We start from the raw sequence: 18580 nt of genomic DNA, 5'->3' as shown, positions 1-18580 counted from the left end.
GCCACGGGGAAGCTATGGACCAAAACGAATCTTCACAGGGCGATTTTGAATCGACCCTGAAAAAACACGCGGTCGAACTGGTCGAAAGCCTTGAAAAAGGCAAGTTCGGCGACGCTGTGCAACTGATCCATGAGCTCAACCAGACCCGTGACCGCGGCCTGTATCAGGAAGTGGGCAAGCTCACCCGCGAGCTGCACAGTGCGATCGTCAATTTTCAGATTGACCCGCACATGCCGCAAGCCGAGGAAGTGTCCCAGATCACAGATGCCACCGAGCGTCTGGGTTACGTTGTCAAGCTGACAGAGGCCGCAGCCAACCGCACCATGGATCTGGTCGAAAACTCCACGCCGCTGGTCAACAGCCTGAGCGATGAAGCTCAGGCGCTGAGCACGGACTGGGGGCGGTTCATGCGTCGCGAAGTCGGGGCTGAGGAGTTTCGTGAGCTGGCACGGCGTGTCGATGGTTTCCTGGCACGTAGCAGCGCGGACAACCGCGCGGTGTCGAGCAACCTCAACGACATTCTGCTCGCTCAGGATTACCAGGACCTCACCGGTCAGGTGATCAAGCGTGTGACCCAATTGGTCACTGAAGTTGAAAGCAACCTGCTCAAGCTCGTGCTTATGGCCAGTCAGGTGGACCGCTTTGCGGGCATCGAACATGATCGTGAAGCGATGCTTGCAGAAAAAGATCCGCAAAAACATCTCTCTCAGGGTGAAGGTCCGCAGATTCATGCCGATAAAAGAGAAGACGTTGTGTCCGGTCAGGACGATGTGGACGATTTGTTATCCAGCCTAGGATTTTAGATTTTTTAGCATTTTAGGTTTTTTAGGTTTTTAGACCTTTAGGAGCACCCCCTTAATGAGCTTCGGCGCCGATGAAGAGATCCTTCAGGATTTCCTGGTTGAGGCCGGCGAGATTCTAGAGCAACTGTCCGAACAGCTGGTCGAGCTTGAAAGCCGACCGGATGATGCGGACTTGCTCAATGCAATTTTTCGCGGTTTTCACACTGTAAAAGGGGGCGCCGGCTTCCTCCAGCTCAACGAGCTGGTGGAGTGCTGTCACATCGCCGAGAACGTGTTTGACATCCTGCGCAAGGGTGAACGTCGCGTCGATTCGGAATTGATGGACGTGGTTCTCGAAGCGCTGGACGCGGTGAACGGCATGTTCAGCGAAGTCCGCGAGCGTGGCCCGATAACGGCCGCCACGCCTGAATTGCTTGCAGCCCTGGCCCGTCTGGCCGAGCCGCAAACCGCCGATCAAGCCGCACCTGTGGCTGAAGTGGTGGAAGAGCCGGCTGCCGAAGCCGAATCAGGCGACATCACCGATAACGAATTCGAACAACTGCTGGACTCGCTGAACGCCGTCAAGGCTCAGGCTGAGGCCCCGGCCGCTGTTGCGCTGCCGGCCGGCGATGCCGCGACCAGCGATGAAATCACCGATGCCGAGTTCGAGTCGTTGCTCGATCAGTTGCACGGCAAAGGCCAGTTCGCCGTCGACGCGGTGGCAACACCCGCTGCGCCTGCCGCACCGGCTGCGCCGAAAGCGCCAGGTGACAGTTCCGACATTACTGACGATGAGTTCGAAGCACTGCTCGATCAGCTGCACGGCAAGGGCAACTTTGCCGTCGACGCGCTGGAATCGGCCATTGCCTCGGTACCGACCCCGGCTGCGCCAACCGCAGCAGCGGCTGGCGGCGATCTGATCTCGGATCACGAGTTCGAATCGCTGCTCGACGAATTGCATGGCAAAGGCAAGTTCACTGAAGTCGGCACCGGTTCCGCCGCCTCTTCGGTAGCAACGCCCGTCGCCAAGGCCTCGGCACCTGTCGCCAAGGCGCCCGAACCAAAAGCCGAAGCAGCGAAGCCTGCTGCCGCCGCTGCACCGAAACCTGCCGCCGCCGCTGCTGCACCGGCGCCTGCCCGTGCAGCGGCCGCGCCGCCTGCGGAAAAACCGGCCAGCGAAGCCGAGACCACCGTGCGGGTCGACACCGCGCGTCTCGACGAAATCATGAACATGGTCGGCGAGTTGGTACTGGTGCGTAACCGCCTGGTTCGCCTGGGTGCCAACAGCGCCGATGAAGCCATGTCCAAAGCCGTGTCGAACCTCGATGTGGTCACGGCCGACTTGCAGACCGCGGTCATGAAGACCCGGATGCAACCGATCAAGAAAGTCTTCGGGCGCTTCCCGCGTCTGGTTCGCGACCTGGCTCGCCAGCTCAAGAAAGAGATCAACCTGGAGCTGGTCGGCGAAGAAACCGACCTCGACAAAAACCTTGTCGAGGCCCTGGCCGACCCGCTGGTCCACTTGGTGCGCAACTCGGTCGACCACGGTATCGAAGAGCCGGCCGATCGCGAAGCGATGGGCAAACCGCGCAGCGGCAAAGTGATTTTGTCCGCTGAACAGGAAGGCGACCACATCCTGCTGTCCATCTCCGATGACGGCAAGGGCATGGACGCCGACGTGTTGCGTGGCATCGCGGTGAAGAAAGGTTTGATGGACAAGGATGCGGCGGACCGCCTCAGCGAGTCCGACTGCTTCAACCTGATCTTCGCACCGGGTTTCTCGACCAAGACCGAGATCTCCGACGTGTCGGGTCGTGGCGTGGGCATGGACGTGGTGAAAACCAAGATCGCCCAGCTCAACGGCACCATCAATATCTACTCGACCAAGGGCAAAGGCTCGAAGATCGTCATCAAGGTCCCGTTGACCCTGGCGATCATGCCGACGCTGATGGTCATGCTCGGCAACCAGGCGTTCGCGTTCCCGCTGGTGAACGTCAACGAGATCTTCCACCTCGACCTGTCGACCACCAACGTGGTGGACGGCCAGGAAGTGGTGATCGTGCGGGACAAGGCGCTGCCACTGTTCTACCTCAAGCGCTGGCTGGTCAGCTCCGCCGCTCACGAAGAGCAGCGCGAAGGCCATGTGGTGATCCTTTCGGTGGGCACCCAGCGGATCGGCTTCGTTGTCGATCAACTGGTCGGCCAGGAAGAAGTGGTCATCAAGCCATTGGGCAAAATGCTCCAGGGAACCCCGGGCATGTCGGGCGCCACCATCACCGGTGACGGTCGCATTGCGCTGATTCTCGATGTTCCGAGCATGCTCAAGCGTTACGCCGCACGGCGTATTTGATTCTGGGGGAGCGGGGCGACGAAGCCTCGCCCCCGCCTAACGGAGTGTTTATGGTAGTCAAAGTCCTGGTGGTGGACGATTCGGGGTTTTTCCGCCGCCGCGTCTCGGAAATTCTTTCAGCGGATTCGAATATCCAGGTCGTCGGTACGGCGACCAACGGAAAAGAGGCGATCGATCAGGCCCTGGCCCTCAAGCCGGACGTGATCACCATGGACTACGAGATGCCGATGATGGATGGCATCACGGCGGTGCGGCACATCATGCAGCGCTGCCCGACCCCGGTGTTGATGTTCTCCTCGCTGACGCACGAAGGCGCCCGGGTCACCCTGGACGCGCTGGATGCCGGCGCGGTGGATTTCCTGCCGAAGAATTTCGAAGACATCTCGCGCAATCCCGAGAAGGTCAAGCAACTGCTGTGCGAGAAGATTCTCAGCATCTCGCGCAGTAACCGTCGTGTCAGCGCCTACAGCGCGCCGGCACCGGTCGCTGCACCCGCGCCGACACCTGCGCCTTCCAGCATCGGCAGTTATGGCAGCAGCGCACCTGCTCGTCCGGCACCGGCACCGATCCCGGCTCGCACATTCGCAGCCAGCCCGTCGTCGCCAGCGCCGAAACGCAAAGCCTACAAACTGGTTGCCATCGGTACGTCCACGGGCGGCCCGGTTGCCCTGCAACGGGTTCTGACCCAGTTGCCGGCCAACTTCCCGGCCCCGATCGTGTTGATCCAGCACATGCCGGCCGCCTTCACCAAGGCGTTCGCCGAGCGTCTGGACAAGCTCTGCCGCATCAGCGTCAAGGAAGCCGAGGATGGCGACATCCTGCGTCCGGGCCTGGCGCTGCTGGCGCCGGGTGGCAAGCAAATGATGATCGACGGCCGTGGCGCGGTGAAAATCCTGCCGGGCGACGAACGTCTGAACTACAAGCCGTGCGTGGACATTACGTTCGGTTCGGCTGCCAAGTCCTACGGTGACAAAGTTCTGGCGGTGGTACTGACCGGCATGGGCGCCGACGGTCGTGAAGGCGCGCGCCTGCTCAAGCAGGGCGGCAGCTCGATCTGGGCTCAGGATGAAGCCAGCTGCGTGATCTACGGCATGCCGATGGCCATCGTCAAAGCCGAACTCGCCGATGCGGTGTACGGTCTCGACGACATTGGCAAGCACCTGGTCGAGGCGTGCATCTGATGGACGTACTCAGCCTTATCGGGATCATCATGGCGTTCGTCGCCATCATCGGTGGCAACTTCCTTGAAGGCGGCCATCTCGGCGCGCTGGCCAACGGTCCGGCAGCGTTGATCGTGCTCGGCGGGACCGTCGGCGCGGCGCTGCTGCAATCGCCGATGAGCGCGTTCAAGCGCGCCATGCAGATTGTTGGCTGGATCCTGTTTCCGCCACGCGTGGACCTGGCCGGCGGCGTCGACCGCGTGGTGAACTGGAGCCTGACCGCCCGCAAGGAAGGTCTGCTCGGTCTGGAAGGTATCGCCGACGCCGAACCCGACGCCTACTCGCGCAAAGGCCTGCAACTGCTGGTGGACGGCGCCGAGCCGGAAGCGATTCGCAGCATTCTGGAAGTGGATTTCTACACTCAGGAAAGCCGCGACATCGAAGCCGCCAAAGTCTTCGAAAGCATGGGCGGCTACGCGCCGACCATCGGCATCATCGGTGCGGTGATGGGCCTGATCCACGTTATGGGCAACCTGGCCGATCCGTCGCAACTGGGCAGCGGCATCGCCGTGGCCTTCGTCGCCACCATCTACGGCGTCGCCAGTGCCAACCTGGTGCTGTTGCCGATTGCCGCCAAACTCAAATCCGTTGCATTGCGTCAGTCGCGTTATCGCGAAATGTTGCTGGAAGGCATCCTGTCGATCGCCGAAGGTGAAAACCCTCGCTCTATTGAGTTGAAGCTTCAGGGCTTCATGGATTGATGGGAGACATGGACCATGGCACGCCGTCGCCAACCTGAAGAACATGTAAACCATGAACGCTGGCTCGTTTCCTATGCCGACTTCATTACGTTGCTGTTCGCCTTTTTCGTGGTGATGTACTCGATCTCTTCGATCAACGAAGGCAAGTACAAGATCATCTCGCAAGCGTTGATCGGCGTGTTCACCGATTCGGATCGTTCGCTCCAGCCGATCCCCATCGGTGAGGAGCGTCCGAAAACCGTGACCCCGGCCAAGCCGCTGGTCAAGGACAGCGAACAGGTCGACGCCGGCATCGCCGGTGCCAGCGACCCGCTGAAAAGCATTGCCGATGACATCAGCGCTGCGTTCGGCGACTTGATCAGCTCCAACCAGATGACCGTTCGCGGCAACGAGCTGTGGGTCGAGATCGAACTCAATTCCAGCCTGTTGTTCGGCAGCGGCGATGCCATGCCCAGCGACATGGCGTTCAACATCATCGATAAGGTCGCAGTGATCCTGAGGCCATTCGACAACCCGATTCACGTCGAAGGTTTCACCGACGATCAACCGATCCGCACCGCGCAATACCCGACCAACTGGGAGCTGTCCTCGGCCCGTTCGGCGAGCATCGTGCGGATGCTGGCGATGCAGGGGGTAAATCCTGGTCGGTTGGCATCGGTGGGTTACGGCGAATTCCAGCCGGTGGCCAACAACGCGACCGCCGAAGGCCGTGCGCGCAACCGTCGTGTGGTGTTGGTGGTGTCACGAAATCTTGATGTCCGTCGCAGCCTCACAGGCACCGGAACCGCTCATGCGCAACCGGATGCCGCGTTGAAGCGTGCTGGCACACAAACTGCACCTGCACCAGTCAAGTCGCCGGGACGAGAGAGCGCCGTCAATTCTCCGTCACCCGCATTAACACGTTGAGCTATTTCCCGGTCGAATCGACCGGGAGGAACAATCCGAATGAGAGTCTGGGCCGTTGCCAATCAAAAGGGTGGTGTTGGTAAAACCACTTCCTCTATCGCTTTAGCCGGGTTGCTGGCTGAAGCGGGCAAGCGCGTGGTCGTGGTCGATCTCGATCCCCACGGCTCGATGACCAGCTACTTCGGTTACGACCCCGACAGCCTGGAACACAGCAGCTACGACCTGTTCCTGCACCGGGGCAGCGTGCCGCAAGGCTTGCCCGGTCAGTTGCTGTTGCCCACCAGTCACGCGAGTATTTCCCTGTTGCCGTCCAGCACCGCGCTGGCGACGCTTGAGCGCCAGTCGCCGGGGCAGAGTGGTTTGGGCCTGGTGATTGCCAAGAGCCTGGCGCAATTGTGGCAAGACTTCGATTACGCGGTGATCGACAGCCCGCCGTTGCTCGGCGTGCTGATGGTCAATGCCTTGGCGGCCAGTCAGCAATTGGTGATTCCGGTGCAGACCGAGCACCTGGCGGTCAAAGGCCTGGAGCGCATGGTCAACACGCTGGCGATGATCAACCGTTCGCGTAAGCAGCCACTGGCATTCAACATCGTGCCGACCCTGTTCGACCGGCGCACGCAGGCGTCGCTCGGGACCTTGCGGGTGTTGCGCGACAAGTATCCGGAAGAAATCTGGCAAGGCTACATCCCGGTCGATACGCGTTTGCGCGACGCCAGCCGTGCCGGCGTGACGCCTTCGCAATTCGACGGCAAGAGCCGCGGCGTGCTGGCCTATCGCGCGCTGCTCAAGCACTTGCTGACGCAGCAATCCGTTGCGCAGGTGGCGTGAGATGAATCGCCCGGTAAAAATCACTTCCCGTCCGCAACTTGCGCTCCAGTCCTATCTGGACAGCTTGTTGATGGACGCGACCGAAGAGTTGCCGCCGGAAATCGAAGCGATTCCAGAGGTGGTCGAGGTTGAAGCGGCGCTGGACGAATTCCAGGCCGCGGTGCTTGAAGAGCAGGCGCGCGATGCGCAGAAGCCGGCCGAGAAACCGCCAGCCGTTGCCGCGCCGGTCACCGCACCTGTGGTGAAAGCCCCGGTCGCGCTGATGGAAGCGCCGGCTCTGGCGCCGGTATCGACCATCGCACCGCTGCTGCAAGCGCTGGTACCGCCGACCGCTCCGCTGCAGCAAGAGCTGGTCCCGCCGACCGCACCGCAGTTGCAAGCGCTCGTGCCGCCGATCGTCGAAGTCCATCTGCCGCCGAGCAACACGCCGCCGCCAGTGGAAACCAACGGCCGTCCTGCGTGGGCCGCCGAGCCGTTCGAATGCCTGTTGTTCGATGTCGCCGGGTTGACCCTGGCGGTGCCGCTGGTGTGCCTGGGCTCGATTTATTCCCTGGCCGGTCAGGAACTGACACCGCTGTTCGGTCAGCCGGAATGGTTCCTCGGAATCCTGCCGAGCCAGGCCGGCAACCTGAAAGTGCTCGATACCGCCCGTTGGGTCATGCCCGACCGCTATCGCGATGACTTCCGTCAGGGCCTGCAATACGTTATTTCGGTTCAGGGTTACGAGTGGGGGCTGGCAGTGCATCAGGTCAGCCGCTCGTTGCGCCTGGACCCGAACGAAATCAAATGGCGCACCCACCGGGGTCAACGGCCATGGCTGGCGGGCACGGTGATTGAACACATGTGTGCGTTGCTCGACGTTTCCGAACTGGCCGAGCTGATCGCCAGCGGTGGGGCGAAGCACATGGGCGGCGGCAAGCCGTCTCACAAACCGACATAAAAAACACGCGGGGCAAGTGACTTGCCATCGCACTGAACACACACCGCTAGGGCGGTTTTTCGAGGGGTCAGGGTATGAATGATAAGGCGTCGTCTGCAAAAGGTTCCGAAGATCCGATCCTGCAATGGGTAACCTTCAAGCTGGACAATGAAACCTACGGCATCAACGTGATGCGCGTTCAGGAAGTCCTGCGTTACACCGAAATCGCCCCGGTCCCGGGTGCCCCGAGCTACGTGCTGGGCATCATCAACCTGCGCGGCAATGTGGTGACCGTGATCGACACCCGTCAGCGCTTCGGCCTGATGAATGCCGAGATCAGCGACAACACCCGGATTGTCATCATCGAAGCCGACAAGCAAGTGGTCGGGATCATGGTCGACAGCGTGGCTGAAGTGGTTTACCTGCGTCAGTCGGAAATCGAAACCGCGCCGAACGTGGGTAACGAAGAGTCCGCCAAGTTCATTCAAGGCGTGTGCAACAAGAACAACGAATTGCTGATCCTGGTCGAGCTGGACAAGATGATGAGCGAAGAAGAATGGTCGGAACTGGAGAGTATCTGATTGATTCTTGAGGTTGCGGTCATTGTCCTGTTCCTCTTCTGGGCAGGCACGCTGGCAATGTTTCTGGCGTACATTCGCGCTCAGCGGCGGATCGCTGCGCAACAGGCCGAGGGCGATGCGCTGCGCGATCAGCGCATCAAGGACCTGGGCAAACGCGTTGACAACTACCAGAACGGCAGCGTGCGCATGGGTGAAGACCTGCACGAGCTGCGCGCGGTGGTCGGGCCGTTGCCGGACAAGCTGGCTCAGCTTGAACAGCGCGACCCGTCGAGCCTGTCGTTTGCCCAGGCAGCGCGCCTGGTCGGAATGGGCGCGAGCGTCGATGAACTGACTCAGTCCTGCGGCTTGACCCAGGCTGAGGCGGAGTTGATGAGCAAGCTGCACAAGAACTGACATAGCTTTTGTAGGAGCCGGCTTGCTGGCGATGGCGGCCAAAAGGGCGCTGCAAGACTCAAGGCCGCTTCGCCGGCAAGCCGGCTCCTACAGAGTTTGGTGTGTTCCCGGATTTTTCACACGACGGCGCACTTGTAGGAGCTGGCTTGCCAGCGATGGCGTCCGAAAGGGTGGTGCAAGCCTCAGGACCGTCTCGCCAGCAAGCCGGCTCCTACAGGTCAGTGGTGTTCACAGGTTCGTGCTACACCACAAAAAACTGTAGGAGCTGGCTTGCCAGCGATGGCGTCCGAAAGGGCGGTGCAAGCCTAAGGGCCACCTCGCCGGCAAGCCGGCTCCTACAGGTCAGTGGTGTTCACAGGTTCGTGCTACACCACAAAAAATTGTAGGAGCCGGCTTGCTGGCGATGGCGTCTTCGAAACCTCAGTAATCATCCCCGCGATCGGTGATGTCTTTCTCGATCATCGGCGCACTCGGGTCATGCCCCGCCGGAAACTTGCCTTTCAGATTCCAGGCAAACGCAATGATCTCGGCGATCGTGCGATACAACTCCTCCGGAATGCTGTCCCCAAGCTCCATCCTCGCGAGCAATTTCACCAGCTCGGCATTTTCGTAGATCGGTACTTCATAATCGCGGGCAATCTTGAGGATTTCTTCCGCCAGTTCTTCGTCGCCCTTGGCCGTGAGGGTAGGGGCGTGGGTGCCGTCGTATTTGAGGGCGATGGCCTGGCGTGGAGTATCGGGATTTCTCATGCGGTTTCGTCGACCCAGCGTTGTTCCAGACGGGTTTGAGGACCTTGCGGCGGTGTGCCAAGGTGGCAATCGAGATCGCCGACATTCAGGCCAGATGCCAGCAAGCGTTCGCGCAGCCCGACAAGGTTGCTCTCGATCAGACTCGCGGTGTACGGCCGCTCGGCCCACAGCTGGCTGGACAGACTGCCGTTGATCAACTGCGCCTGAATCTGCAGCGGCCCCAACGGCTCCATGTCGAACGCCAACTCGACGCGCCACAGTTGTTGCTTGGGCTCGCGTTCGTCGCGGCGTTCATTGGGGTGTTCTTTCTCCGGTGCTTCCTCGCGCTGGAACTTGACCTGCAACGGCACGATGTCTTGCATATTGCGCATCGGGATTTCCAGCTGCCAGGTGCTCATCAGCCGACCGTCGTCTGTGACGCCGGTTTGCTCCAGGCTCGACAGTTGATGGCTTTGCAGGCGTGAAACCGCCGCTGCCGCCAGGCGCAGCAAGTGCTCCAGATCACCTTCGCCGTCCGCGCTCTGCAGGAAGCGCTCAGGCAAAGGAAAACTGGTCGGCTGCGGTTTGGCACTAACCTGGCCGAGCATGCCCAGGGCACTACGCACAAAGCTAGGCATGGTCTGGGCCAGCGTGTTGGCAGCGATGATCGCATTGAGGTTTGTGTTGGCCGGCAACCCCGGTGTCAGTTGCGCGATCAACTTCAGCAAATCACCTTTCATGTCCGGTGCCAGCGTCGGATTCGTCCCGGCGAGCAGTTTCGCTTCAAGGAACAGCCCGCTATTGGCCAGCGCCTGGGCCAGGCCTTTTGGCGTGCTGAGTTGCTGCACGTCCGGCAGGCCTGCGAGCAACTTGTCCACGGCGGCCCGCAGGTCACTGGACGTCTGATTCGAGGCTGGCAGGTTTTGCAGCAGTTTCAGTAATCCGTCCAGCGAGCCCTGGCGGCTCTGTTGGCTGACCAGTTGCTGGGTGACTGCCAGTTGTTCCTGGCGGCTGCTCAACGGGACGAATTTCAGGGTCTGGGTGTCTTGCACCAGCGCGCTCAGCAAGGTGCCGATGCGCAGCGGCGTGGGGCTGTCGATGTTCAGGGTGCTGCCGCTCAACGCCGTGTTGAGCAGGCTCACCATCGAACGAAACACCGTCGGCTGGCCCGGCACTTGCGGCAGCACCTGGGAGGTCAGCACTTTGCCTTGCAGCAGGGTGCCCACCGGCAGTTGTGTGGTGTCGATGCGGGTGAGGGTGGCGACGCTGGAGGCAATGGCTTGTTGCACCGTCACGGCGAGGTTGCCGGCCGATGGCTGGGTAATTGCCAGGTTCGTGCCCTGTGGCAACGGTTGGCTGCTGGTGGCCTGAACCGTGGTCTGACGGCCGCTTTCAAGGGTGACCTTGAGCAGCAGTTGAAAGGACTGATCCGCCTGCTTCAGCGACAGCACTTCGGCTTTGGCGGTCTGCCCGACGGTAATCAGGCCCTCCATCGGCGTCAGCAGCTTGAGCAGTTCGCCACTCACCACCTGCGGTCGCGACGTCGCGGGCGTGGTCGGTGGTAGCGGGAGGATGTTCATTTCGCCTGTCATACGCGGTCACAACCTGAGGAAATTGCCCTCTTTAGAGTGGGGCATGGCATGTATAATGCCGCCCGTCTTTCACAGAGTGGCGAAAACATTGCATTTGTTTGACGCAGCTCTCTAGAACAGGCCGCCAATGCATCTATGCTGCATCTCTTTAGCGGCCGTTCCGCCGCCGACTTGAACCGTAAAGGCCCGTGATCTCTTGACCAGTCCTGTCCTGCAAACCGTTGCCCTTGCTTGTGAGCGAGACCTTCGACTGCTCTTCGAAAATCTCGAATTGAGACTGGCCAGTGGCGAAATGTTGCAAATCAGCGGCCCTAACGGCAGTGGCAAAACCAGCCTTTTGCGTTTGCTTTCGGGCCTGATGCAACCGACCGCCGGTCAAGTGCTGCTCAATGGCCAGCCGCTGAACGAACAACGCAGCGAACTGGCGCGCAATCTGCTGTGGATCGGTCATGCCGCGGGCATCAAGGATCTGCTGACCCCCGAAGAAAACCTCAGCTGGCTCTGCGCGCTGCATCAACCGGCCTCCCATGAAGCCATTTGGGCAGCGCTTGCTGCTGTCGGACTGCGCGGTTTCGAAGATGTTCCGTGCCACACCCTGTCCGCCGGTCAGCAACGCCGCGTGGCCCTGGCACGGTTGTATCTGGACAGCCCGCCGCTGTGGATCCTCGACGAGCCGTTCACTGCGCTCGACAAGCAAGGCGTGGCGCAACTCGAAGAACACCTGGCCGCGCACTGTGAGCGTGGCGGCATGGTGGTACTGACCACGCACCACACGCTGAGTCGAATGCCGACCGGCTATCGCGACATTGATCTGGGGAATTGGGCCGTATGAGTGTTTTCGGCCTGTTGGTCGCCCGTGAGGCTCGCTTGTTGTTCCGCCGTCCGGCGGAATTGGCCAATCCGTTGGTGTTCTTCGCGATCGTGGTTTCGCTGTTCCCGTTGGCGGTCGGTCCCGAGTCTCAATTGTTGCAAACCTTGTCTCCGGGACTGGTCTGGGTGGCAGCCCTTTTATCGGTTTTGCTCTCGCTGGACGGGCTTTTCCGCAGTGATTTCGAAGACGGTTCCCTTGAGCAGTGGGTCCTTTCGCCGCACCCCCTGCCTCTTCTGGTTTTGGCCAAGGTACTGGCACACTGGGCCTTCTCTGGTCTGGCACTGGTTTTGCTCGCTCCACTGCTGGCGTTGATGCTCGGTTTACCCACCGCCTGTCTGCCCGTGTTGCTGCTTTCCCTGTTGCTGGGTACACCGGTGCTGAGCCTGCTCGGTGCGGTGGGCGCGGCCCTGACGGTAGGCTTGAAGCGGGGCGGCTTGTTGCTGGCCCTGCTGATTCTGCCGTTGTACATCCCGGTGTTGATTCTCGGCAGTGGCGCCTTGCAGGCGGCATTGCAGGGCATGCCGGCAATCGGTTATCTCCTATGGCTTGGTAGCCTGACCGCCCTGGCGATAACCCTGACACCTTTTGCAATAGCTGCTGGCCTGAAGATCAGCGTCGGCGAATAATGAGGTCTGGTTAAATTTTAACCAGTAAAGACCCTAGGCTGCTTGTGATAACGAGCAGCAACCGTGATGGAAACAGTAATGAACTGGACCTGGTTTCATAAGCTCGGCTCACCCAAATGGTTTTATGGCATCAGCGGCAAACTGCTGCCGTGGCTGAGCATCGGAGCGTTGCTGCTGATCAGCATTGGTGTCGTTTGGGGCCTGGCCTTCGCGCCGCCGGACTACCAGCAAGGCAACAGCTTTCGCATCATCTATATCCACGTTCCCGCCGCCATGCTGGCGCAGTCGGTCTACGTGATGCTGGCGGTGTGCGGCATCGTCGGGCTGGTGTGGAAAATGAAACTGGCCGACGTCGCCCTGCAATGCGCGGCGCCCATCGGTGCCTGGATGACCGCCGTGGCGCTGGTCACCGGCGCGATCTGGGGCAAACCGACCTGGGGTTCGTGGTGGGTCTGGGATGCACGACTTACGTCCATGTTGATTCTGCTGTTTCTGTACTTCGGTCTCATTGCGCTGGGCAACGCCATCAGCAATCGTGACAGCGCGGCCAAGGCCTGCGCGGTGCTGGCGATTGTCGGCGTGATCAACATCCCGATCATCAAATACTCGGTGGAGTGGTGGAACACCCTGCACCAGGGCGCGACCTTCACCCTCACCGAAAAACCGGCGATGCCGGTCGAAATGTGGCTGCCATTGCTGCTGACAGTGCTGGGTTTCTACTGTTTCTTCGGCGCGGTTTTGCTGCTGCGCATGCGCCTTGAAGTGCTCAAGCGCGAGGCCCGCGCCAGTTGGGTGAAAGCCGAAGTGCAGAACAGCCTGGAGGCCGCTCGATGACTTTTGCTTCATTCGGCGACTTCCTCGCCATGGGCCATCACGGCCTGTATGTCTGGTCAGCCTACGGCATCAGCCTGGCAGTGCTGGCCCTCAACGTGGCGGCGCCGATCCTGGCCCGCAAGCGGTATCTGCAACAAGAGGCGCGTCGTCTGCGCCGGGAGAACGGCAAGTGAATCCGCTGCGCAAAAAGCGTCTTATCATCATTCTCGCGATCCTGGTCGGTGTCGGCGCTGCCGTCGGTCTGGCCCTGAGCGCCCTGCAGCAGAACATCAATCTGTTTTACACCCCGACGCAAATCGCCAACGGCGAAGCGCCGCAAGACACGCGTATCCGTGCGGGCGGCATGGTCGAGAAGGGGTCGCTGCAACGCTCCGGCGATTCGCTGGACGTGAAATTCATCGTTACCGACTTCAACAAGTCCGTGACCATCAGTTACCGCGGCATCCTCCCGGACCTGTTCCGCGAAGGGCAGGGCATCGTTGCGCTGGGCAAATTGAACGCCGATGGCGTGGTGGTGGCTGACGAAGTGCTGGCCAAGCACGATGAGAAATACATGCCGCCGGAAGTGACCAAGGCTTTGAAAGACAGTGGTCAATCTGCTCCAACGCCCGCGAAGGAGGGTTGATCGATGACGTCTGGAATCTTTATTCCTGAACTCGGCCATCTGGCCATGATTCTGGCGCTGTGTTTCGCGCTGGTTCAGGCCGTGGTGCCGTTACTCGGTGCCTGGCGCGGTGATCGTTTGTGGATGAGCCTGGCCCAGCCGGCCGCCTGGGGGCAGTTCGCGTTTCTGCTGTTCGCTTTCGGTTGCCTGACCTACGCATTCATGGCCGACGACTTCTCCGTCGCCTACGTCGCCAGCAACTCCAACAGCGCCTTGCCGTGGTACTACAAGTTCAGTGCAGTGTGGGGCGCGCACGAAGGTTCGTTGCTGTTGTGGGCATTGATCCTCGGCGGCTGGACCTTCGCCGTGTCGGTGTTCTCCCGGCAGTTGCCGCAAGTGATGCTGGCGCGGGTGCTGGCGGTGATGGGCATGATCAGCACCGGTTTCCTGATGTTCCTGATCCTTACCTCCAACCCGTTCGCACGGATCCTGCCGCAGATTCCGGCGGACGGTCGTGACCTCAACCCGCTGCTGCAAGACATCGGCCTGATCGTTCACCCGCCGATGCTGTACATGGGCTACGTCGGTTTCTCCGTGGCCTTCGCGTTCGCCATCGCGGCATTGCTCGGCGGTCGACTCGATGCGGCGTGGGCACGTTGGTCGCGTCCATGGACCATCGTCGCCTGGGCCTTCCTCGGTATCGGCATCACCCTCGGTTCGTGGTGGGCTTACTACGAACTCGGCTGGGGCGGCTGGTGGTTCTGGGACCCGGTGGAAAACGCCTCCTTCATGCCTTGGCTGGTGGGCACTGCGCTGATCCACTCGTTGGCGGTCACGGAAAAACGTGGCGTGTTCAAGAGCTGGACCGTGTTGCTGGCCATCGCTGCGTTCTCGTTGAGCTTGCTGGGTACGTTCCTGGTGCGTTCTGGCGTGCTGACCTCGGTTCACGCCTTTGCCTCCGATCCCGAGCGCGGCGTGTTCATCCTGATTTTCCTGCTGTTCGTGGTGGGCGGTTCGCTGACGCTGTTTGCCCTGCGCGCGCCGGTGGTGAAGAGCCATGTCGGCTTCAACCTCTGGTCTCGCGAAACCTTGCTGCTGGGCAACAACCTGGTGCTGGTGGTAGCGGCGTCGATGATCCTGCTCGGCACCTTGTACCCGCTGATTCTCGATGCAATGACCGGCGCCAAGCTGTCGGTCGGCCCGCCATATTTCAACGCGCTGTTCATTCCGTTGATGGCGTTGCTGATGGTGGTGATGGCGGTTGGCATGCTGGTGCGCTGGAAAGACACTCCGGTCAAATGGCTGATGAGCATGTTGACCCCGGTGTTGCTCGGCAGCGCCGCGCTGGCCGTGGTGGCTGGCGTCGCTTATGGCGATTTCAACTGGGCAGTGATCGCGACGTTCATGCTGGCCGCCTGGGTGTTGCTGGCCGGTATCCGCGACATCTTCGACAAGACCCGCCACAAAGGCCTGATCAAAGGCCTGCCGACCCTGACTCGCAGCTATTGGGGCATGCAGCTTGCGCATTTGGGTATCGCCGTGTGCGCGCTCGGTGTCGTGCTGTCGAGCCAGAACAGCGCCGAACGTGACCTGCGCCTGGCACCGGGCGAGTCCATGGACCTGGGCGGTTACCAGTTCGTGTTCGAAGGCGCCAAGCACTTCGAAGGCCCGAACTTCACCTCCGACAAAGGCACCGTACGGGTGATCCGCGACGGCAAGGAAATCAGCGTATTGCACCCGGAAAAACGCCTGTACACCGTGCAGAACTCGGTGATGACCGAAGCCGGGATCGACGCCGGGTTCACCCGCGACCTCTATGTCGCACTCGGCGAACCGCTGGGGGATGGCGCCTGGGCCGTGCGCGTGCACGTCAAACCGTTCGTGCGCTGGATCTGGTTTGGCGGTCTGCTGACCGGTTTGGGCGGGCTGTTGGCGGCGCTGGATCGTCGTTATCGGGTCAAGGTGAAAAGCCGCGTGCGTGAAGCATTGGGCATGACGGGAGCGACTGCATGAGACGTTGGTTGATGCTGTTGCCGCTGGCGGTTTTTCTGGTGGTGGCTGTTTTCCTTTATCGCGGGCTCTATCTGGACCCGGCCGAGCTGCCTTCGGCAATGATCGGCAAGCCGTTCCCGGAGTTTTCCCTGCCCGCGGTGCAGGGCGACAAGACCCTGACCAAGGCAGATATTCTCGGTAAACCGGCGCTGGTCAACGTGTGGGGTACCTGGTGCATTTCCTGCCGGGTCGAGCACCCGGTGTTGAACAAACTGGCCGAGAAGGGCGTGGTGATCTACGGCATCAACTACAAGGACATCAATGCGGATGCCTTGAAGTGGCTGGTGGAGTTCCACAACCCGTATCAACTGGACATCCGTGACGACGAAGGCACGTTGGGCCTGAACCTCGGCGTATACGGCGCTCCGGAAACCTTCTTCATCGACGCCAAGGGCATCATCCGCGACAAATTCGTCGGCGTGATCGACGAGCAGGTCTGGCGCGAAAAACTGGCGGCCAAGTATCAGGCGCTGGTGGACGAGGCCAAGCCATGAAGCGCTGGATAGCTGCCGTTGTATTGGGCCTGAGCATGGCCGGCGTGGCGCACGCGGCCATCGACACCTATGAGTTCGCCAAAGAAGGTGATCGCGAGCGTTTTCGCGAGCTGACCAAAGAGCTGCGTTGCCCCAAGTGCCAGAATCAGGACATCGCCGATTCCAACGCACCGATCGCCGCCGACCTGCGCAAAGAGATTTTCCGCATGCTGGGCGAGGGCAAGGACAATCAGCAGATCATCGATTTCATGGTCGATCGCTACGGTGATTTCGTCCGCTACAAACCCGCACTCAACGCCAAGACTGCCTTGCTCTGGTTCGGCCCCGCCGGCCTGCTGCTGGGCGGTTTTGTGATCATCGCCGTGATCGTCCGCCGTCGTCGCGTCCAACGCGCTGATGCCAAGGATGAGCTTTCTGCCGAGGAGCGCGAGCGCCTCGATCAACTGTTGGATAAAACCAAGAATGATTGATTTCTGGCTCGCTGCAGGTCTGCTGCTTCTGGTTGCCCTGAGTTTTCTGCTGATTCCCGTTCTGCGTGGCCGCCGCGCCCAGCTGGAAGAGGATCGTACTGCCCTGAACGTCGCGCTGTATCAAGAGCGCGTGGCTGAGTTGCAAACCGAGCAGGAAGAGGGCGTGCTCAACGCTGCGCAACTGGAAACCGGTCGCGCCGAAGCTGCTCGTGAGTTGCTCGCCGACACCGAAGGCGCCGATGCACCGCGCGCGGCACGTCTGGGCAAACCGTTGCCATTGCTGGCGGCGATTCTGGTGCCGGTGTTGGGGCTTGGGCTCTACCTGCATTTCGGCGCCAGCGACAAGGTCGAACTGACCCGCGAATTCTCCCAGGCACCGCAGTCGATGGAAGAGATGACCCGCCGTCTGGAACGCGCCGTCGCCGCTCAACCGGATTCGGCCGAAGGCCTGTACTTCCTGGGTCGCACATACATGGCGCAGGATCGTCCCGCCGACGCGGCGAAGATCTTCGAGCGCACGGTGAACCTGGCCGGTCGTCAGCCGGAACTGCTCGGCCAATGGGCGCAAGCCCAGTACTTCGCCGATGGCAAGAAGTGGTCAGACAAGGTTCAGGCCCTGACCGACGAAGCGCTGAAAGCCGATCCGAAGGAAGTCACCAGCCTTGGCCTGCTCGGTATCGCCGCGTTTGAAAGCGCGCATTATCAGGACGCCATCGACTACTGGAATCGCCTGTTGGTGCAACTGCCACCGGAAGACGGCTCCCGCGCCGCGCTGCAAGGCGGTATTGCCCGGGCTACCGAGAAACTCGAAGCCAGCGGCGGCAAGGTTGCCCAGGCGCCTGCGGCCAAGGTTGCGGCGCTGCTCAAGGTCAGCGTCGATCTGGCGCCAGAGCTCAAGGCCAAGGTTCAGCCGGGTGACAGCGTGTTCATTTTCGCCCGCGCCACCTCGGGGCCTCCAGCACCATTGGCCGCCAAACGCCTGACCGTGGCCGACTTGCCGGCGACCGTCGAACTGGGCGATGCCGACGCAATGATGCCGCAGTTGAAACTGTCGAACTTTCCTGAAGTCCAACTGGTTGCGCGTATCTCACGGGCCGGCCAACCGACTGCCGGCGAATGGATCGGTCGTAGCCAGCCTATGGCCAGCAGCACTACCGCGGCGCAAAAACTGACCATCGACAGCCCAGACAAATAACAGGAACCACCGCCATGACCGCCATTGCTCGTATTACCCTGCTCAGTCTGGTTTTGGGGTTAAGCGCGTGTGCGGTCCAGCGCCCAGAGCCGACGTCGCTGCCACCGATCCCGCCGTCGCAGCCCCGCCCGACGCCGTCAACGACACCGACGCCAGGCAAGCCAAGTATTCCGGCCAAGCCCGCCAAACCGATGCCACGCACCTCGGCCAGCTTCGCACCGCCACCGGGCGGTAACAGCCATTGGGATCAGAAGCTCGGCGTATATGTGCTCGATGACCAGACCAACACCTTCTACCGCCAGCGCACGTACTATCGCTGGAACAACGGCTGGAGCCGCTCGATCAGCCCGAACGGGCCATGGGAAGACACGGACATCCATGGCGTACCCGGTGGGCTGGGACGGCAATTCGGGCAGTAAATGGAAACGGCGAT

The 18580-nt window shown here is 61.0% G+C and carries 21 protein-coding genes; 19 read left to right on the top strand and 2 right to left on the bottom strand.

Going from position 1 to position 18580, the window contains the following annotated elements; all coding sequences use genetic code 11:
• Positions 1 to 14: 14 nt before the first annotated feature.
• The 9 genes from J4E42_RS12690 to J4E42_RS12650 all read left to right on the top strand — a co-directional run bounded on the left by J4E42_RS12690 (position 15) and on the right by J4E42_RS12650 (position 8680).
• Positions 15 to 803 carry a protein phosphatase CheZ gene (locus J4E42_RS12690; RefSeq protein WP_008039817.1) on the top strand — a complete coding sequence of 263 codons (789 nt, stop codon included), beginning with the start codon at positions 15 to 17 and terminating at the stop codon, positions 801 to 803.
• A gap of 55 nt (positions 804 to 858) precedes the next feature.
• On the top strand, positions 859 to 3132 hold the full coding sequence (locus tag J4E42_RS12685; protein ID WP_207285367.1) for a chemotaxis protein CheA: 2274 nt from the start codon (positions 859 to 861) through the stop codon (positions 3130 to 3132).
• A gap of 50 nt (positions 3133 to 3182) precedes the next feature.
• Complete coding sequence (locus J4E42_RS12680) at positions 3183 to 4313, top strand: chemotaxis response regulator protein-glutamate methylesterase (RefSeq protein WP_008024614.1); 1131 nt, start codon at positions 3183 to 3185, stop codon at positions 4311 to 4313.
• Positions 4313 to 5053 carry a flagellar motor protein gene (locus J4E42_RS12675; RefSeq protein ID WP_008024616.1) on the top strand — a complete coding sequence of 247 codons (741 nt, stop codon included), beginning with the start codon at positions 4313 to 4315 and terminating at the stop codon, positions 5051 to 5053. The genes J4E42_RS12680 and J4E42_RS12675 overlap by 1 nt, the downstream gene beginning before the upstream one ends.
• Before the next feature lie 15 nt (positions 5054 to 5068).
• Complete coding sequence (gene motD / locus J4E42_RS12670; RefSeq protein WP_008024618.1) at positions 5069 to 5959, top strand: flagellar motor protein MotD; 891 nt, start codon at positions 5069 to 5071, stop codon at positions 5957 to 5959.
• A 39-nt stretch (positions 5960 to 5998) separates the two neighbouring features.
• The gene (locus J4E42_RS12665; RefSeq protein WP_008039835.1) at positions 5999 to 6787 is read left to right on the top strand and encodes a ParA family protein; all 789 of its coding nucleotides are present in this window, start codon (positions 5999 to 6001) and stop codon (positions 6785 to 6787) included.
• Position 6788: 1 nt separating this feature from the next.
• Positions 6789 to 7727: a CheW domain-containing protein gene (locus J4E42_RS12660; RefSeq protein ID WP_207285366.1), complete on the top strand. Its 939-nt coding sequence runs from the start codon at positions 6789 to 6791 to the stop codon at positions 7725 to 7727.
• A 74-nt stretch (positions 7728 to 7801) separates the two neighbouring features.
• Entirely contained in the window at positions 7802 to 8287 is a 486-nt protein-coding gene (locus J4E42_RS12655) for a chemotaxis protein CheW (protein WP_008024622.1), read from the top strand.
• Complete coding sequence (locus J4E42_RS12650) at positions 8288 to 8680, top strand: DUF2802 domain-containing protein (protein ID WP_207285365.1); 393 nt, start codon at positions 8288 to 8290, stop codon at positions 8678 to 8680. It begins immediately after the preceding gene.
• A 420-nt stretch (positions 8681 to 9100) separates the two neighbouring features.
• Here J4E42_RS12650 and J4E42_RS12645 read toward each other — a convergent pair whose 3' ends face one another.
• Entirely contained in the window at positions 9101 to 9430 is a 330-nt protein-coding gene (locus J4E42_RS12645; RefSeq protein ID WP_008026830.1) for an EscU/YscU/HrcU family type III secretion system export apparatus switch protein, read from the bottom strand.
• Complete coding sequence (locus J4E42_RS12640) at positions 9427 to 11001, bottom strand: flagellar hook-length control protein FliK (RefSeq protein ID WP_207285364.1); 1575 nt, start codon at positions 10999 to 11001, stop codon at positions 9427 to 9429. The genes J4E42_RS12645 and J4E42_RS12640 overlap by 4 nt, the downstream gene beginning before the upstream one ends.
• 196 nt (positions 11002 to 11197) lie before the next feature.
• Here J4E42_RS12640 and ccmA point away from each other — a divergent pair, with 196 nt between their 5' ends.
• From ccmA to J4E42_RS12590, 10 genes are all read left to right on the top strand, one after another.
• A complete protein-coding gene (ccmA, locus tag J4E42_RS12635; RefSeq protein ID WP_008026825.1) occupies positions 11198 to 11833 on the top strand; it encodes a cytochrome c biogenesis heme-transporting ATPase CcmA in 636 nt (211 codons plus the stop codon).
• Positions 11830 to 12498 carry a heme exporter protein CcmB gene (gene ccmB / locus J4E42_RS12630; protein ID WP_008026823.1) on the top strand — a complete coding sequence of 223 codons (669 nt, stop codon included), beginning with the start codon at positions 11830 to 11832 and terminating at the stop codon, positions 12496 to 12498. Before ccmA ends, ccmB begins: the two co-directional genes overlap by 4 nt.
• 78 nt (positions 12499 to 12576) lie before the next feature.
• Positions 12577 to 13332, top strand: a complete 756-nt coding sequence (locus tag J4E42_RS12625) for a heme ABC transporter permease (RefSeq protein WP_008026821.1) — start codon at positions 12577 to 12579, stop codon at positions 13330 to 13332.
• Positions 13329 to 13505 carry a heme exporter protein CcmD gene (ccmD, locus tag J4E42_RS12620; RefSeq protein WP_008026820.1) on the top strand — a complete coding sequence of 59 codons (177 nt, stop codon included), beginning with the start codon at positions 13329 to 13331 and terminating at the stop codon, positions 13503 to 13505. The genes J4E42_RS12625 and ccmD overlap by 4 nt, the downstream gene beginning before the upstream one ends.
• Positions 13502 to 13957, top strand: coding sequence for a cytochrome c maturation protein CcmE (gene ccmE / locus J4E42_RS12615; protein WP_008026817.1), 456 nt, complete (start codon positions 13502 to 13504; stop codon positions 13955 to 13957). The genes ccmD and ccmE overlap by 4 nt, the downstream gene beginning before the upstream one ends.
• A 3-nt stretch (positions 13958 to 13960) precedes the next feature.
• The gene (locus J4E42_RS12610) at positions 13961 to 15949 is read left to right on the top strand and encodes a heme lyase CcmF/NrfE family subunit (RefSeq protein ID WP_207285363.1); all 1989 of its coding nucleotides are present in this window, start codon (positions 13961 to 13963) and stop codon (positions 15947 to 15949) included.
• A complete protein-coding gene (locus tag J4E42_RS12605; protein WP_008039840.1) occupies positions 15946 to 16482 on the top strand; it encodes a DsbE family thiol:disulfide interchange protein in 537 nt (178 codons plus the stop codon). Before J4E42_RS12610 ends, J4E42_RS12605 begins: the two co-directional genes overlap by 4 nt.
• Complete coding sequence (locus J4E42_RS12600; protein ID WP_207285362.1) at positions 16479 to 16952, top strand: cytochrome c-type biogenesis protein; 474 nt, start codon at positions 16479 to 16481, stop codon at positions 16950 to 16952. The genes J4E42_RS12605 and J4E42_RS12600 overlap by 4 nt, the downstream gene beginning before the upstream one ends.
• Complete coding sequence (ccmI, locus tag J4E42_RS12595) at positions 16945 to 18147, top strand: c-type cytochrome biogenesis protein CcmI (RefSeq protein ID WP_207285361.1); 1203 nt, start codon at positions 16945 to 16947, stop codon at positions 18145 to 18147. The genes J4E42_RS12600 and ccmI overlap by 8 nt, the downstream gene beginning before the upstream one ends.
• Positions 18148 to 18161: 14 nt before the next feature.
• Positions 18162 to 18566 carry a hypothetical protein gene (locus J4E42_RS12590; protein WP_008039842.1) on the top strand — a complete coding sequence of 135 codons (405 nt, stop codon included), beginning with the start codon at positions 18162 to 18164 and terminating at the stop codon, positions 18564 to 18566.
• The last annotated feature ends 14 nt before the right edge of the window (positions 18567 to 18580 follow it).

Source organism: Pseudomonas sp. FW300-N2A2 (genome assembly GCF_017351735.1).
GTDB classification, from domain to species: Bacteria; Pseudomonadota; Gammaproteobacteria; order Pseudomonadales; family Pseudomonadaceae; genus Aquipseudomonas; species Aquipseudomonas migulae.
This window is presented reverse-complemented; position numbering and strand designations above follow the sequence as displayed.